Genomic DNA, 16,493 nt, shown 5'->3' with positions numbered 1-16,493 from the left:
GCGGCCGGCACTTCCCTGTGCCCGGTGTGGTTCTCCCCGGATCGGCAGGTCAGGGGAGGACCTGGATCGCATAAATGAAAACTCCAGTGGATGCATGTGTCCGTCGGCTTCCCTCCGTTCGGCGGCCCTGTCTGTCAGGCGGTGCATCCCTTATCAATACAGCCTTATCGGCAGAAAGAAGTGGACGGTTTATGACGACCGCTCTTGAATTCGTCAGACAGTTGGGCCTGGGATGGAACCTGGGCAACACCTTCGATGCTTTCCCGCTCCAAGGGGAGCATGAAAGGGCCATAAAGGAGGGTCGGACCTGGACCCCGGAGGATCAGGAGAAACTCTGGTTCAATCAGCCCTTCACCCCTGGGTGCGCCCGCCTGGTCAAGCAGGCCGGGTTCGACACCATCCGCATCCCGGTCACTTGGGTGGAATGGATTGACGAGGAGGGACACGTGGACTCCATCTGGATGAACGCGGTCCGCCGGGCCGTCGACTGGAGCCTGGATGCCGGGCTCAAGGTGATCGTCAACGTCCATCACGATGGTGGTGAGGGCGACCTCCCTTGGATCCGCAAGGCGGACAAGGACCCGGATGGGGTCTGCAGGCGATTCGCCGGTCTCTGGCGTGAGATCGCCGACACGTTCAAGGATTACGGGCAGGACCTCATCCTGGAGGGCGGCAACGAGATCGGTTTCGATGACATGGACCGGGATCAGGCCTATGTCCTCCTGGAAAGGCTCAACCAGATCTTCGTCGACACGGTCAGGGCCAGCGGATCGCACAACGCCGACCGTTTCCTGCTGATTCCCGGTTACAACACCGACACGGCCATGACCTGTGATTCCCGTTACCACCTGCCCAAGGACAGCGCAGCGGACCGGCTGATCGTATCCATCCACTATTACTCACCGGCCGATTTCGCCCTGGCCACACACGACACCACCTGGTGCAAACCCAGGCAGGAGTGGGGCAGTGAGGCGGACATCAAGGCGGTGGAGGCGGATTTCGCCACTCAGCGCCGCCGTTTTGTCGATGCCGGCATCCCCGTGATCATCGGAGAGTATGGTCTGCTGACCGAGGCCGTGGACGGGAAGGACCACGCCAGCAACCTCAAGTGGATATCGACCGTTCTGAACTGCTGCCGCGAGAACGGATCCTGCCCGGTCCTCTGGGATACCTCCACCAAGGAGATGTGTTTCCTGGATCGGGCCACTGGCCGTTTCTTCGACCCGGACATGGCCTCCTTATTCGCCCAGGCCAGGGCGGACCGCCGGTAGGGAGGTGCCGCGATGACCCTGTTCAACTGCAAACCCGCCCGTCGGATCGCGTCGGGATTCCACCCGGACCCGACTATCTGCCGGGCCCCTTCGGGCCGCTACTTCCTGGTCAACAGCTCCTTCGAGTATTTCCCGGGCTTGCCCATATACGAGAGTGGCGACGGGAAGCATTGGGCCCTGGTGGGGAACGCCATGGACCGCCCCTCCCAGTTCCCCTGCGAGGGCATGGGCAACAGCGGGGGCATCTATGCTCCCACCCTGCGCTGGCATGACGGCCTGTTCTACCTGATCGTCACCAACGTCAACAAGGGGACCATGATCATGACCACGCCGGATCCCCACCAGGGATGGTTCGATCCTCTGTGGATCAAGGGGTGGCCTGGTATCGACCCCACCCTGCTCTTCGATGACGATGGAACCGTCTACATCTGCGGCAATGAAAGCGACCAGGTTGACCAGGAAGGCAGGAGGGAGGTCCCCGGTATCTACCTGTCCCGCCTGGATGTGGGTACGGGGACCGTCCTGACTAAGAGGGAGAGGATTTGCGGAGGGACCACCGGGGCAAACCCTGAGGGGCCTCACATGTACAAGAGGGATGGCCTCTACTATCTGATGTGGGCGGAGGGGGGCACCGAGGCTGGCCACATGGAGAACATGGCCCGTTCCGCCTCCCCCACAGGCCCCTACGAGATGTGTCCGGGCAACCCACTGATCACCAACCGGAGTACCCACCTGACCCTTCAGGCCATCGGCCACTGCGACTGCGCCGGATTCGATGAGGACCGCACCCTGATGGTCTTCCACGGAACGCGGAACAACCATGAGTATCCTGCCCAGGGCTGGCTGGGCAGGGAGTCCTATGCGGTCTGGTTCGATTGGCAGGATGGCTGGCCCACCTTGGCCGATCAATCCTACGATGTGCCCCTTCTGGGCAAGGGGGATGCACTTGAGGATCAGATTGACTGGATCACCCCCTCCCTGGACAGCGCTGGTCGTTTCAGCGTGACCGGTTCGAGTGACCCGACGGCGGCCCGCATACGCGTGGAGGCCGCCGGCCATGACTTCGGCCTGGATGACGGGGCGCCCATGATCGGAACCCGGCAGACAGATTTCCGCTGCAGCTTCGAGGCCGCCCTCCCCGATCCGGCCCAGTTGACTTATGGCCAGGCCGGATTGGCCGTCTACGCCAATGCCGGCCATTACATGGATCTGTCGGTGGAACCTGCGCGGGATGGTCTGGTGCATGTCCAGGTCCAGGTACACAACGCCGGCCTGGTCAGCCTGGTGGGGTCCGCAGACCTGCCTGCTGGGGCACCCATAGGTCTTCAGATCAGGGGGGACGAGATGGGCTACGCCTTTCGTGCTGTGGGTCGGGACGGGGGTCACGACCTGGGTCATGCCCCGGGCAAGGTCCTCAGCTTCACCAATGCCGGTGGCTTCACCGGAATCCTTCTGGGGGTCTACGCCCACGGTTCCGGACGAGTTACCTTCGATCCGGTGGCCTACCGGGTCTGAGCAATCTGTTCGTTCGCAAAAACAACAAGAGAAGTCGCCCGCTATGGTGCCATCTGGTGCCCGTCGGACGACCTGAAGGAGATCGATCATGAAACCCACTTTCAGCAGCTTCCTGTTCGGGGGCGATTGGAATCCGGAACAATGGCCGGAGGACACCTGGGAACAGGACATCGAAAAACTCGAGGATGCCCACATCAACGAGGCCACCATCAACGTCTTCTCCTGGGCCCTCCTGCAGCCTTCGGAAGACAAATATGACTTCTCCATGCTGGATAAGATTGTGGCCCTCCTGGTCAAGCACCGGTTCAACATCGTCATGGCCACAGGTACGGCGGCCCTGCCTGCCTGGATGGTCAGGACCCACCCAGAGGTGATCCGGACCGACCAGGAGGGCAGGCATCGCGTTTTCGGTGGGCGACACAACTTCTGCCCCACCAGTGAATACTTCCGACAGGCTTCCGGGGCTTTGGCAGGCCACCTGGCCGAACGCTACGCCGACACCCCGGGCCTGGTGGCCTGGCATGTGGGCAACGAGTACGGCGGTGGCGGCGGCTTGTGTTACTGCGAGGGCTGTGCCCGAGCCTTCCGTGTCTGGCTGAAGGACAAGTACGGTACGATCCAGGCCCTCAACCAGGCCTGGTACGCCAACTTCTGGAGCCACACCATCTACGACTGGGATGACGTGGTTCCACCTGTGACCTACGGGGATGGGATCGGTGAGAACAAGTGTGTGATCTCCGGGTTGCAGATGGATTACCGCCGTTTCCAGGAGCAGGCACAGCTGGCCTGCTTCACCAATGAGCGCGACGCCATCCGCCGCCACGACGGTTCCACGCCGATCACCACCAACCTGATGGGGACTTTCAAGGACCTGGACTACTTCGAGTGGGCCCAGCAGATGGACCTGGTTAGCTGGGACAACTATCCGGGCATGGACACCCCACCCAGCTTCACCGCAATGTCCCACGACCTTATGCGGGGGGTGGGCGGTGGCCGTCCCTTCATGCTGATGGAGCAGACGCCCAATCAACAGGGCTGGTTCCCCTTCTGCAAGGTCAAGCGGCCCGGCGAGGTCCGCAAGCTCAGTTGGCAGGCCGTGGCTCATGGGGCCGACACGGTGCAGTTCTTCCAGATGAAACAGTCCCTGGGCGGCTGTGAGCGCACTCATGGGGCCGTCATAGACCACAGCGGTAGTGAGGAATCCCGAGTCTTCAAGGAGACCGCTGCCCTGGGTGCCGAGCTGGATCGGGTGGGGGCCCGTCTCATGGGTAGCCGAGTGGTGGCCAGGGTGGCCATCATGTTCGACTGGCAGAGCTACTGGTCCCTGGAAGGTTGCGTGGGCCCCACGACAGGCTTTTCCTACCCCCAGGAGGTCCACCGCTTCTACCGCCCTCTCTACCGCCGCAACCTGGCCGTGGACTTCATACCCAGCACGTCCTCGGTCGAGACCCTGAAGAAGTATGACCTGGTCCTGGCCCCGGCCCTGATCTCCCTATTGCCCGATGTGGCAGACCACCTGGAGTCCTATGTGTCCGATGGGGGCACCTTCGTCACCGGCTATATGGCCGGTATCCATGACGAACGCGACCTGGTGGTTCCAGGTGGGTACCCGGGTGTTCTAAGGAGGCTGACCGGGGTCTGGGTCGAGGAGATCGATGCCCTGGCGCCTGATGAAACCATACCGGTGGAAGGTCTGGCAGCTGTTGACGGCCAGCCTGCCGGTCAGATCGTGGCCAGCCTGATTCATTGCGAGGGAGCCAAGCCCCTTGCCTCCTACGGGGGTGGCGACTTCTACGCCGGTAGTCCGGCCTTGACGGTGAACGATTTCGGCAGGGGGAAGGCCTACTTCGTTGGCACCCCCCTGGACGAGGCTGGCATGGAAGCCTTCATGGATCCCATTGTTGACAGCCTTGGGCTTCCTGCGGTCGACACTCCCAAGGATGTCAGCCTTTCCGTCCGCCAATCGGATGACGGGACCCGGTATGCCATCGTGATCAACTCGGCCCGCTCGCCAATTACCGCCGACCTTCCCCTCCTGAGGGGAGGTGAGGACCTCCTTGCAGGAGGTCGGGTGTCTGGCCCACTGGATCTGCCCCCCTACGGGGTGGCTCTGGTCGCGCTGGCCTGACCGGCTAACGGCGAACCTGAGTATCCAGGTCCTGTTATGGCTGGCATCAAGGAGGTGGCCGCACGAGTCGGCGTCTCCATCAGCACCGTCTCCTATGCCATAAGTGGGAAACGGTCGGTTAGCGCCTCTACCAGGGCCAGGGTCATGCAGGCCGCCCGCGAACTGGGCTATGCCCCCCGGTCGCATGGACGCCTGGCCCGGGGTGGAGAGACCAGGATCCTTGCCCTGAGCTCACCCATGGACGAGCGGACGGTCTACGGGGATTGGTCGCCTTACTTCTTCGGGGTGGCCCGGCGTTCCCATCTGCGCGGGTATGACATCCTGGCCCTTATGGGTGAGGATGAGGACCTGGCTGGTCTGGCGGATTCAGGCCAAGTGGACGGAATCCTCCTGATGGATGTGACGGTGGACGACCCACGTACCGCACTGGCCGCTTACTCACGGGTTCCCGTGGTGTCCCTCGGTTGTCCGGACAGCCTGGACGGGGCCTACGCGGTGGATCTGGACTTCGAGCAGATGGGCCGTCTGGCCGTCCACCGTATGGTCGCGGCCGGCCACACCCACCTCCTCTTCCTGGGGGCCGACCCCGATGCCTACGAGGAGGGCGTTAATTTCCTGGTCCGGACCAGGAAGGCGGTCAGGTCATCGGCCGCCGGTGCCCATGTAGCTGTGACGGAGGAGTACCTCGACGGTGAGGGGGCTCGTCCCATGAAAAGCCTTGTATGTCGCGCTCTGGCCGTTGATCCGGAGATCTCGGCCGTTCTGGGACAGGTGGACACTATGGGAATGTTCAACCTGACAAGAGCCCTGGCTGCTGTCGGCAGACCAGTTGGATCGGCCATGTCGGTCATCCAGTTGGGCTCCTTCGGCAAAGGGGCCGTGTTGGACCCGCCTCTGGACGAAATCCCCCTGCGCCCTTACCTGGCGTGCGGCCGTGCCGTCGATGTCCTGGTCGAGATGGTGGAGGGAAGACGCCCCAGGCCAGGCAGGGGAATCAAGGAGTTGATCCCGGTCACATACCTGGACCGGGGTTCGGTCAGGTCTCCGGTCAGGTCCGGGAACTGTCGAAATCCTTCGAAATGATTCGTTCCCACGCTTCAGTCCCTTTTATGCTAATCAGTGCGTTCTTGCATGGCGATGAGGCCATGGCGTATGGCTCGTGATGGAAGCGAGGTAGATATGCACAGTCAAAAGACGAGGAAGTCGAAGATGTGGACCAGGCCGATGGCCCTTCTGGCCACCCTGGCAATCTCGATGACCGTGGGGGCCTGTGGATCGGGTGGCGAATCGGAGGCCGAGGGGGTTGACGACGGAGCATCGATGACGGTGGAGGTCTTCGACCAACTGGCCAACTATCAGGGCAAGCAAAAGGGTTGGTTCGCCAAACTGGTAAAGGACAAGTTCAACATCACCCTCAATATCGTGGCCCCCAACGTGGCAGGCGGTGGCAACACGCTTTTCGACACCCGTTCTGCTGCTGGCAATTTGGGTGACCTGGTGGTCATAGGCTCCAACGGCGGTCAGGCCAAGAAGGTGGTCAAGGCGGGCCTGGTGGCCGATCTGACCCCTTATATGAAAGATGCCAAACACCTTAAGGCCTATCAGGGGGCCATGGATCAGCTCAGGGCCGATGTCGGCCGTAAGGACGGTACCTGGGGAATCCCTATCTCCGTCTCGGCCCTCTCGCCTACGGAGCCCAGTGAGGGGGTGGAGCCCACCTTCGGCCCCTTCGTCAGATGGGACTACTACAAGGAGGTCGGCTACCCCAAGGTCGCCACCCTGGAGGATCTTCTGCCTGTCCTTGAGAAGATGCAGGAGAGAGCCCGTCAGGAGACCGGCCGCAAGGACATCTACGCCCTGAGTCTCTTCAAGGACTGGGACGATCAAGCCATGCAAAACGGCTTCCAGTTGCCAGCCTTCTACGGTTATGCCGAGGGAACCGGATATGTGATGAGCAATGCCGACGGGTCGGATGCCCAGTCCCTAATCGCCCCGGACGGGATTTATGTCAGGGCCCTGAAATTCTTCAACAAGGCGCAGAGGATGGGTCTGGTCGATCCCGATTCCACCACGCAGAACTACGACACCATGTTCGCCAAGTACCAGCAGGGCAAGATTCTCTTCTCCTTCTGGCCCTGGCTGGGGCAGGCAGCCTACAACACCGAGACCCACAGGCAAGAGGGGAAGGGGTTCATGATGCTCTCCATAGACGACATGAAGATCGCCTCCAAGGGGGCGCAGCCCAACGGGACCTCTACTTTCATCGGGGTTGGGGCCAAGGCGAAGAACAAGGCCCGCCTGGTTAGATTCATCGACTGGCTTTATTCACCGGATGGCATACAGGCCTCCGGCTCCCAGACCAACGGAGCCGCCGGGCTCAAGGGGCTGACCTGGAAGGTAGAGGGAGGCCGACCGGTCCTGACGGATTTCGGTGTCAAAGCTCTGTCCGGTGAGAAGGTAAACGTCCCCGAGGAATACGGGGGAGGGGGCTACACGGATGGGGCCTCCCAACTCAATGTCAACACGGTCCTGAACAAGGGGTTGGATCCCGCCACTAAAGCCCCCTACAACTATCAGATGTGGGATTCGGAACTGGACAAGCGGACCACGGCCCTCGACAGGGACTGGCAGGCGCACATGGGCGGTGCCCGCACCACGATGGAGTATTTGGAGAAAGCGAAGAAGCTGGCTGTGATACCCGGGGCCAGCTATTCCACCCCCAAGGAGTCCTCCGTTATCTCGACCATCCGGGGACAGGTCAAGACCGCAGTGGTTAACGGCTGCTGGCAGGCCGTCTTCGCCAAGGATGACGAAGGGTTCGACTCGGTCTGGTCCTCCATGGTGAAGAACGTGGACGGGCTGGGCTTCCAGAAGGTCTATCAAGTGGACATGGATAACACCCATAGTCTCTTCTCGGCGCGCAAGGCGATCGAGAAGCAGTATGCCGATCGGAAGTAAGCCCGGCTCATCCGATGCGGCCCCAGAATTCCGGTTCTTGATTGCAGGATCGGAATCCTGGAGAATGTGGATGGCAGGGACTTGTCACCTTCTTGGGGTGTGAGCAAGAGTCAGACGGTCGGCTACTCCTGCCCCCTGAAGGTCCGCTTGATCCAGGCAGCCGCGAGACGGGGCCAGATCTGCACGCAGGGCTCGATTCCATTGGTTCCCTGCCAGGCGGTCTCTTCGGTCCCCAGGCCCAGACCGTGGCCTCCATGGGGGAAGAGGTGGGCTTCCACGCTGACCCCGGCCTGCTTGCATGCTTCTACCAGCATGAGGGTGTTCTCCGGAGGGACCAGACCATCCTCCATGGTGTGCCAGACGAATACGGGTGGGGTCTTGCTGTCTATGTGCTTCTCGATGGAGACCGCCTCCAGGGCCGTAGGGTCCTCCTTCTTGTCGCCCAGGAGGTGGTCGATGCTCCCTCGGTGAGCGAGGGGACCGGAGGTGATGACCGGATAGCCCAGCATGAGGCCGTCGGGGCGGACGGCATCGGGGTCGTAGCCGTGGGCCCGGAGGTCCTGGTCTCCGGCGGTTGTGGCCAGGTTGGCTGCCAGGTGGCCACCGGCTGAGAAGCCCATGATGCTGATGGCCTTGGGGTCCACGTGCCACTGGTCGGCGTGCTCACGGATGCGCTTCATGGCTTCGGCCGCTTCGACCAGGGCTGTCGGGTACACGGAGGGCCAGCAGGAATAGCGTAGGACGAAGGCATTGCAACCAGCCGCTAGGAACTGTACGGCGATGGGTTCGGCCTCCCTGTCCGAGGTCATTTCATAGCCGCCTCCGGGGATGACCAGGACTGATGGGCGAACCCGGTCCGGCAATACCTCCTCGCTGTTGTCCAAGCTGTAGCCGACGAATTTGGCCCGGCTGCCGTCAATCCCCTCAATCTCCTGCTCAAAATACTGCATCTGCTCTCATCCTCTTCGATAGTTAGGGCCCTCAGGCCATGGCTCATTGTAAATCACCAGGTGACTCGGCGACCCCTCAGAAGGTCACGGTCACGTTCACCGGATTCTCGCTTGTCTGGGGTGGTACCATCCCGCTACTCAGTTCGTGGCCGTCCAGGCTGACCGAACGCCTTCCAGTCCGCTTCATGGAAATTCGATAGGTGACCCCCCTCCAGGTCCTGCCGACGGTCAGTTCGTTGAATTCGGCGGGCAGGTGGGGTTCGATAGCCAGTCCGTCCAAGGTGGGCCTGACCCCCAGCAGATACTGGGAGACATCCACGAAGGACCAGGCGGCCGTGCCTGTCAGCCATGAGTTCTTTCCCTCGCCGGGGGTGGGAGACTCAGGACCGGCCACCATCTGGCAGTAGACGTAGGGCTCCACCTTGCGGATGTCGGACTTCTCCTCCAGGTAGGCGGGGCAGGTGCGTCTGTAGACCGCGAAGGCCTCTTCGTCATCGCCGACCATGGCGTTGGCTATGGAGATCCAGGGGTTGACGTGGCAGAAGACGCCACCATTCTCCTTGTACCCCCTGGGGTAGGAAGAGATCTCGCCTAGTTCGATTCGGTAGGTGGAATAGGCGGGGGCCAGAATGGCCGTTCCCCAGGAGGAGGTCAGCCTCTCCTTGACCGAGGTCAGGGCCTGTCGGGCCTTGCCGTCATCGAGACCGATACCGGCCATTACACACATCCCCTGGGGTTCGATGTAGATCTGCCCTTCGGTGTCAGTGTGGGAGCCGACGGGACGGGAGTAAGCGTCGTAGGCCCTGAGGAACCACTGGCCGTCCCAGCCGGCCTCCTCCACGGTATGGGTCATCTTCTCGATGGCCTGGCGGACCGAGGCGGTCTCCTGGGCCACAGCATCCCTGTCCATCCCGCAATCCGTCCCGTAATGGTCCAGGATGTCGGCGTAGTGGCCGGCATAGAGGACGAACATGCCTCCGATCAGGACCGACTCAGCCACACCTGTGTCATTGTTTTCGACAGTCTGGAAACTCTCTCCTGGTGTATCGGAGAAGCAGTTGAGGTCAAGGCAGTCGTTCCAGTCGGCCCGTCCGATCAGGGGGAGGTCATGCGGGCCCATGTGGTTCATTGTGAACCCGATCGACCGGCGCAGGTGTTCCAGGAGGGGTTTCTCGGTCCCTGCCACATTGTTGAAGGGGACGGGCTCCTCCAGGATGGAGGAATCCCCGGTCTCGGCCAGGTAGGCGTAGGTGCCGGCCACCAGCCAGAGGGGGTCGTCGTTGAAGCCGCCGCCAATGTCGGCGTTCCCCCTTTTGGTCAGAGGCTGGTACTGGTGCCAGGCCGACCCATCCTCCAGCTGGGTTGAGGCGATGTCGATGATGCGCTGACGGGCGCGGTCGGGGATCAGGTGGACAAAGCCCAGGAGATCCTGGTTGGAGTCGCGGAAGCCCATCCCCCTCCCTGTGCCTGATTCGAAATAGGAGGCCGAACGCGAAAGGTTGAAGGTGACCATGCACTGGTACTGGTGCCATATGTTGACCATCCGATCCAGGCGGGGGTCGCCGCTGTCCAGGGTGAACCGGCCCAGGAGATCGGCCCAGTAGGCCTTGAGGTCGGCGAAGGCCTGGTCGACCTGGTCGTCCCTTCTGAATCGGTCGAAGAGGGCGTGTGCGGGCTTCTTGTTGATGATTCCCACCTTGGCAGGGTCATCGGGGTCCTCCCACTTGTCCTCCTTGGGCAGCTGGACATAGCCCAGGATGAATACCAGGCTCTCCTCCTGGCCGGGGTCCAGGGATAGCCTGACCCTGTTGGCGGCTATAGGGAACCAGCCGTGTGCCACGGAGTTGCGGGCTCTGCCCTCGGTGATGGCTTCGGGGGTGTCCCAGCCGTTGAACTTACCCAGGAACTCGTCCCGGCTGGTGTCGAACCCGCAGGTGGGCTGGTTGACCCCGAAGAAGGCGTAATGGTTTCGGCGTTCCTTGTACTCGGTCTTGTGGTAGAGAAGGGTGGCTTCCGATCCCTGCTCGACCTCCACTTCGCCCGTAGACAGGTTGCGCTGGAAGTTGCTGGAGTCGTCCACGGCGTTCCACAGGCACCACTCAACACAGCCGGTCACATCCAGAAGGATGGGGGAGTCGGTGGTGTTCCTGATTTTCAAACGGTTGATTTCGGCATCGGCATCCACGGGGACGAAGGCGGTCATGACTGTATCGATGCCCTTATATGAGGATTCGAAAATGGTATATCCGATCCCCTGACGGCAGCTGTACCGGTCCAGGGGAGTCCTGGAGGGCAGGAAGGTGGGCGACCAGGTGGCCAGGGGGGCGGACTCTGGGTTGTCCCGATCCATAAGGCTCAGGTAGTAGCTGCGGCTGCCGTTGTCGGCAGGTACCCCGTTATAGCGGTAGCGGGTTATCCTCTGGAGCTTGGCATCTTTGTAGAAGGAATAGCCACCGCCTGTATTGGAAATGAGGGAGAAGAAGTCCTGGTTGCCCAGATAGTTGATCCAGGGCAGCGGGGTGGCGGGTGTGTCGATGACATACTCTCTGGCTGCGTCGTCAAAATGACCGTATTGCATGTTCTCCCTATCCTCAATGCAACCTTGGCCCAGCCCCGTCGGGTTGGGGCCGGTTGGGCAGGCCGTAGGCGGCCCTTCCGGACTGTCCCGAGGCGTCACAACCCCTTGAAAGCAGCAGTGCCTGATAGGAATAGCTGCCGGAATCGTGCCCCATTTCGGGAAAGACTGCTAAGGCTTGCGACCCGCGTTTGTATTATCGTTTGACTAAGATGATAGCATTAATTAATAAACCTATAGATAAGCGTGTGCGGATTCCCTATAATGGTTGAACTCATGTGGCTTCCAATAGGCCGGAACCCCAAAGGTTGGGCAGATTGGAGCCGCCTGCAGTCATGATGGGGACCCGCAGGGGCGGGCGGCACTGTAAAGAGACAGGATCCCACCACCCGCCAAGTGCCTGAGTAAGGGGGGTTCATGACTGGCGTAGAGGATTGGAACCAGTACCGGGCAGGAAAAAGTGTCACCGGATCCGGTCCGACGGTCGGGTCCACCTTCTCGGAGAACCCTCGTGCCCGTCAGGTCTTTACTGGCAAGGGCTTCCCCCGGCGCAAGCGCATGACCGCCGATGAGCGCAAGGAACAGATTGTCAAGGCGGCCGTCAAGGTGATTGCCGCCAAGGGCTTTTGGGGGATGTCCCTGCAGGACGTGGCCGATCAGGTGGGCATCACCGAGGCCGCCCTCTATCATTACATCGACTCCAAGAACGACCTGTTCAGGATGGTCATGGAGCAGGCCTATGATTCCCCTGAGGCCGACGAGTTCATCTACACGACCTGCACGGGGACGGATGCGGACGGACACAACCTTCTCTTCTTCCCTCGGTTCTGCGCCAACAACGTCATTTTCAATGCCCGCAGGCCGGAGATGGTCAAGCTCTTCTCCATCTTGAACGGAGAGGCTCTCAGCCCCTCGCACCCGGCCCACCGCTATTTCATAGGCCGAAACCAGAAGTTTTGGCAGACCATCAAGTCACTGAACTGGTGCCTGCCCAGAGGGTACGACCTTGACCGCTTCCACCACATGTGGGTGCTGTGCATGTCGGCCATGGATGGCCTGCAATACCGCTGGCTGGCGGACGGGTCAGCCGACCTGGTGGCCGAGTGGCTTGCCTTCTCCGATGAGCTCTTCCCCCAGGAGAAGTGGCATGGGTTCATGGACCCCAGTGACATCGACCCGGACTCAGAAGAATGCCTGGCCTCCTACGGCCTTATTACGGGTGGAGGACCGGCGGTGCAGGACCAGCGGCTACGTCCAGACGACCCCTCCGGTGGGACAGCGGCCACCGAGGACGTCCAACGGCCGGGGGACAGCAAATGACTGCAGGAGAGAATAGCGCCATGGATATGAAAGAAACGAAAGAGAGGATTGGCATGGGCCAAGAGAGCAAGTTCATCTTCCCGTCCGATTTCACCTGGGGAACGGCCACGGCAGCCTTCCAGGTGGAAGGGGCGGCACATGAGGACGGCAGGACGGATTCCATCTGGGACACATATTGCGCCCGGCCGGGCGTGGTAGTCGACGGGTCCAACGGTGATGTGGCCTGCGATCAGTATCATCGCTACCCGCAGGACATAGCCCTGATGAAGCAGATGGGTGTCGGTGCCTACCGCATGTCCATATCCTGGTCCCGTATTTTTCCCAGGGCTGATGGTCCGGTGAACCAGGCCGGGCTGGATCACTACCTGAAGGTCCTTGATATGCTGCGCGACAATGGAATCAGGCCCGTCGTCACCCTATATCACTGGGATCTTCCCCAGTACCTACAGGATGAAGGCGGCTGGCCCAGCAGGGACACAGCCCTCCGTTTTGGCGACTACGCCTCCGCTCTGGCGGCCTCCTTCGGCGACCGGGTGGACACCTGGACCACCTTGAACGAGCCCTGGTGTGCGGCCTATCTGGGCTATGGGAACGGGGCCCATGCCCCAGGGATCAAGGACTACGACCAGGCCCTGTCCGCCGTTCATCATCTGAACCTGGCCCATGGCCTGGCCTGCCAGGCCATCAGGGCCCAGGTCGGTCAGGCTGCCCAGCTCTCGGTCACCCTCAACCTTCAGGTGACCCGGGCGGCCTCTGACAGCCCGGAGGACCTAGCCGCCAAGAAGAGGGCCGATCTCTTCGCCAACGAAGTCTTTCTGGCCCCCATGCTGGAAGGTGTCTATCCGGAAGGTGTCAGTCAGGCGGCAGGGGAGGATACCGACTGGCGCTTCGTGCAGGATGGTGACCTAGAGACCATTCATCAGCCCCTTGATGTCCTTGGACTGAACTACTACGCCACGACCTATGTAAAGGCCAGGAAGGCTGATGATGAATCCGCCGATGCGTCGGTCGGTCCCGAGGGCAAGCTGGTCGATCGTCATGCCAACGCCATGCCGGCCCAGGATGGCGTGGAGGGACTGGCCCCGCAGGGGGAGCTGACAGGGATGGGTTGGAATCAGGAACCTAAGGGTTTGACTGATGTGCTGGTCGAGCTGGGCCGACGTTTCCCCGACATAGAACTCATGGTGACCGAGAACGGTTCCGCCTGGGATGATCAGGTCAGTCGGGATCCGGACGCGCCCAGCGGAAAGATCGTTCACGACCCCAAGCGGGTAGCCTATCTGGAAGAGCATGTCAAGGCCGTGGCCAGGGCCATTCAGGCCGGGGCTCGGGTTACCGGCTACTTCGCCTGGTCCCTGCTGGACAACTTTGAGTGGGCCCTGGGCTACACCAAGCGCTTTGGGTTGATCAGGGTCGACTATGACACTCAGGAGCGGATCTGGAAGGATTCGGGAAAGCGCTACTCCCAGATTGTGCAGGCCAGTGCCATCTGAAAGAGCTCTGATATCGATTGGTCTGCGATCGGTAATGGCTCCGCGTGCGATTGGTGGTCCGCACTGCCGATCCTGACCATTTAATCAGGTTGATCATGCCGACGGAGGGGGGTGCTCTTCTCGTCGGCATGTAGGGCTGAATTGACATTTTTTACAACGTTAGATAAGCTTGCGTTGTCATAGCGGCATAGTCGCCGGATATGGATTCCCCCAGGTTCAAGGATTGAGCCGGATGGGAACGAAACTAGTCATAGAAGGGCAGAGCATGACCGGAACCGATGAAGAAGTCGACCGTCAGGTCAAGACTTCCGGTAAAACCGCGCGCCTCGCCTCCTCCAAACCCGCCAAGGCGCATAAGACCCTTTCTCGCGGGGGGGGGGGGGGTATAAATCTTCCCTGAAGCGCTGTTGGCCTTTATGGGTCATGGTGCTTCCAGCTATGCTGTTTGTGGCCGTATTCAACTACGGCCCCATGTACGGCATTCAACTGGCATTCAGGAAGTATGATTTCACCAAGGGCCTCACCGGAGGCGACTGGGTGGGCTTCCAGTATTTCAGGCAGTTCTTCGCCTCACCTATGTTCAAGCCCCTCATGGTTAACACGATCAGGATTAGTCTGTGGACTCTGGTCATGGGCTTCATCGCCCCCATCATCCTGGCTCTCCTGATCAACCAGATCCACTCCACCAAGGTCAAGAGCTTCGTACAGACCATCACTTACATGCCGCACTTCATATCTACGGTCGTGATCGTGGCCATGATCAATCTCTTCCTGACCCCGTCCACGGGTCTGCTCACCCGTTTCCTCTCCTTCCTTCACATTGACAATGCCAACTTCATGGGGAACCCCAGCACCTTTACGCCAATCTACTGGATCAGCGAGGTCTGGCAGCATATGGGCTGGAACTCGATCATCTACCTGGCCGCACTCAGTTCGGTCGACGTGGCCCTCTACGAGGCAGCCAAGATGGATGGGGCAGGCCGCTTCCAGTTGATTCGTTACATCGATATACCTGCCATAATGCCTACCGCCGGCGTCCTCCTGATCCTGAACATGGGCGGTGTGCTCAACGTAGGCTTCGAAAAGGTGTTCCTCATGCAGAACACCCTGAACCTGCCGGCCTCCGAAGTCATATCGACCTACACCTACAAAATCGGCATTCTGCAAAATCAATTCTCATATTCCACGGCTATCGGCCTATTCAACATGCTCATTAATTTCGTCTTCCTGGTCATCGCCAATCAGATCTCCAGGAGGGTGTCTCATACCGGCATCTTCTGAGGGGGAGGAAGACAAAATGGAAAACACGCAAGATATGGCACGCTCCGGGGCCCGCAGGGTCAGACGGCTGATTGGGGGCAGAACGCTGGGAGACTGGGTGGCTGACCTGATTATCGTCCTCATCCTGCTACTGATAGTGGCCTCCATCCTCTATCCAATTTGGTTCATCATCATCGCTTCGGTCTCGGATCAGACCCTGGTCAATACAGGCCAGGTCACCTGGTTTCCCAAGGGCATTTCAGCCTATGGCTTCCAGCAGATTCTGGGGGATGACAGAATCTGGAACGGCTACCGGAATACGTTGATTTACACTGTGGCAGGCACCGTTTTGAACTTGGTGGTCACGATGCCGGCGGCTTTCGCCCTCTCCCGACCCGAGTTCAAGTGGCGCCGCCTGATCATGCTCTTCTTCACCATTACCATGTTCGTCAACGGCGGTTTGATCCCCACATACCTTCTTTACAAGCAGCTGGACCTCCTGGACTCCTGGGCGGTCTTCGTCATTCCCCAGGCCCTGAATGTCTACAACCTGATCATCGCCCGGTCCTTCTTCGAGAGCTCCATCCCCGAGGACCTCCACGATGCCGCTCAGATTGACGGGGTGGGGTACTTCCGCTACTTTACGCGGATTGTCATCCCCCTGAGTTCTGCGATCATCGCCGTCATCGGCCTGTACTACCTGGTACAGCACTGGAATGACTTCTTTACCGGTCTGGTATACATACGCACCTACGACAAGCAGCCACTCCAGATCGTCCTGCGTGACATCCTCCTGTCCAACCAAGCTTTCCAGGGAGGGTCGGGCTCGACAGCCGGCGCTGGATACGGACAGGAGTTCGCTGATCAGATCAAGTACGGGGTGATCATCGTCTCCACCCTACCTCTCCTGGTCATCTACCCCTTCATACAGAAGTACTTCAACAAAGGTGTCATGATCGGGGCAATCAAGGGCTGATTGCACCGGACCGTCCTACTGACGGGGAACAAAGACAAGACGTATGG

10 protein-coding genes and 1 pseudogene are annotated in these 16,493 nt (G+C 60.5%); 9 read left to right on the top strand and 2 right to left on the bottom strand.

Annotated features, from left to right (window positions below; genetic code table 11):
* Positions 1-191: 191 nt before the first annotated feature.
* The 5 genes from AACP62_RS06730 to AACP62_RS06710 all read left to right on the top strand — a co-directional run bounded on the left by AACP62_RS06730 (position 192) and on the right by AACP62_RS06710 (position 7,872).
* Positions 192-1,271, top strand: coding sequence for a glycoside hydrolase family 5 protein (locus AACP62_RS06730; RefSeq protein WP_029677562.1), 1,080 nt, complete (start codon positions 192-194; stop codon positions 1,269-1,271).
* 12 nt (positions 1,272-1,283) lie between these two features.
* On the top strand, positions 1,284-2,786 hold the full coding sequence (locus AACP62_RS06725; protein ID WP_198178580.1) for a glycoside hydrolase family 43 protein: 1,503 nt from the start codon (positions 1,284-1,286) through the stop codon (positions 2,784-2,786).
* 88 nt (positions 2,787-2,874) lie between these two features.
* A complete protein-coding gene (locus tag AACP62_RS06720) occupies positions 2,875-4,914 on the top strand; it encodes a beta-galactosidase (RefSeq protein WP_198178581.1) in 2,040 nt (679 codons plus the stop codon).
* A 36-nt stretch (positions 4,915-4,950) separates the two neighbouring features.
* Complete coding sequence (locus AACP62_RS06715; RefSeq protein ID WP_044097610.1) at positions 4,951-5,997, top strand: LacI family DNA-binding transcriptional regulator; 1,047 nt, start codon at positions 4,951-4,953, stop codon at positions 5,995-5,997.
* Between the two features lie 126 nt (positions 5,998-6,123).
* Positions 6,124-7,872, top strand: coding sequence for an extracellular solute-binding protein (locus AACP62_RS06710; protein WP_198178582.1), 1,749 nt, complete (start codon positions 6,124-6,126; stop codon positions 7,870-7,872).
* A 122-nt stretch (positions 7,873-7,994) separates the two neighbouring features.
* Here the strand turns inward: AACP62_RS06710 and AACP62_RS06705 are convergent, their stop codons facing one another.
* Positions 7,995-8,822, bottom strand: coding sequence for an alpha/beta hydrolase (locus tag AACP62_RS06705; protein WP_198178583.1), 828 nt, complete (start codon positions 8,820-8,822; stop codon positions 7,995-7,997).
* A 76-nt stretch (positions 8,823-8,898) separates the two neighbouring features.
* Positions 8,899-11,400 carry a glycoside hydrolase family 94 protein gene (locus AACP62_RS06700; protein WP_198178584.1) on the bottom strand — a complete coding sequence of 834 codons (2,502 nt, stop codon included), beginning with the start codon at positions 11,398-11,400 and terminating at the stop codon, positions 8,899-8,901.
* A gap of 414 nt (positions 11,401-11,814) precedes the next feature.
* Here AACP62_RS06700 and AACP62_RS06695 point away from each other — a divergent pair, with 414 nt between their 5' ends.
* The 4 genes and pseudogenes from AACP62_RS06695 to AACP62_RS06680 all read left to right on the top strand — a co-directional run bounded on the left by AACP62_RS06695 (position 11,815) and on the right by AACP62_RS06680 (position 16,446).
* On the top strand, positions 11,815-12,717 hold the full coding sequence (locus tag AACP62_RS06695) for a TetR/AcrR family transcriptional regulator (protein ID WP_081708956.1): 903 nt from the start codon (positions 11,815-11,817) through the stop codon (positions 12,715-12,717).
* Between the two features lie 20 nt (positions 12,718-12,737).
* The gene (locus AACP62_RS06690; RefSeq protein ID WP_339347230.1) at positions 12,738-14,210 is read left to right on the top strand and encodes a glycoside hydrolase family 1 protein; all 1,473 of its coding nucleotides are present in this window, start codon (positions 12,738-12,740) and stop codon (positions 14,208-14,210) included.
* Between the two features lie 396 nt (positions 14,211-14,606).
* Positions 14,607-15,491 (top strand): annotated as a pseudogene (locus tag AACP62_RS06685) (ABC transporter permease); the annotation flags it as partial.
* Positions 15,492-15,525: 34 nt separating this feature from the next.
* Complete coding sequence (locus AACP62_RS06680) at positions 15,526-16,446, top strand: carbohydrate ABC transporter permease (protein WP_253269646.1); 921 nt, start codon at positions 15,526-15,528, stop codon at positions 16,444-16,446.
* The last annotated feature ends 47 nt before the right edge of the window (positions 16,447-16,493 follow it).

This window comes from Bifidobacterium apis (assembly GCF_036986835.1).
In the GTDB taxonomy this organism is placed as follows: domain Bacteria; phylum Actinomycetota; class Actinomycetes; order Actinomycetales; family Bifidobacteriaceae; genus Bombiscardovia; species Bombiscardovia apis_A.
Note: the sequence above shows the minus strand (reverse complement) of the source record. Positions and strands in the feature narration are given on the sequence as shown.

Excerpts from the sequence above, each read along its gene's own strand:
- AACP62_RS06730 (WP_029677562.1), top strand. The coding sequence starts at position 192 with ATGACGACCGCTCTTGAATTCGTCAGACAGTTGGGCCTGGGATGGAAC.
- AACP62_RS06725 (WP_198178580.1), top strand. The coding sequence starts at position 1,284 with ATGACCCTGTTCAACTGCAAACCCGCCCGTCGGATCGCGTCGGGATTC.
- AACP62_RS06720 (WP_198178581.1), top strand. The coding sequence starts at position 2,875 with ATGAAACCCACTTTCAGCAGCTTCCTGTTCGGGGGCGATTGGAATCCG.
- AACP62_RS06715 (WP_044097610.1), top strand. The coding sequence starts at position 4,951 with ATGGCTGGCATCAAGGAGGTGGCCGCACGAGTCGGCGTCTCCATCAGC.
- AACP62_RS06710 (WP_198178582.1), top strand. The coding sequence starts at position 6,124 with ATGTGGACCAGGCCGATGGCCCTTCTGGCCACCCTGGCAATCTCGATG.
- AACP62_RS06705 (WP_198178583.1), bottom strand. The coding sequence starts at position 8,822 with ATGCAGTATTTTGAGCAGGAGATTGAGGGGATTGACGGCAGCCGGGCC.
- AACP62_RS06700 (WP_198178584.1), bottom strand. The coding sequence starts at position 11,400 with ATGCAATACGGTCATTTTGACGACGCAGCCAGAGAGTATGTCATCGAC.
- AACP62_RS06695 (WP_081708956.1), top strand. The coding sequence starts at position 11,815 with ATGACTGGCGTAGAGGATTGGAACCAGTACCGGGCAGGAAAAAGTGTC.
- AACP62_RS06690 (WP_339347230.1), top strand. The coding sequence starts at position 12,738 with ATGGATATGAAAGAAACGAAAGAGAGGATTGGCATGGGCCAAGAGAGC.
- AACP62_RS06680 (WP_253269646.1), top strand. The coding sequence starts at position 15,526 with ATGGCACGCTCCGGGGCCCGCAGGGTCAGACGGCTGATTGGGGGCAGA.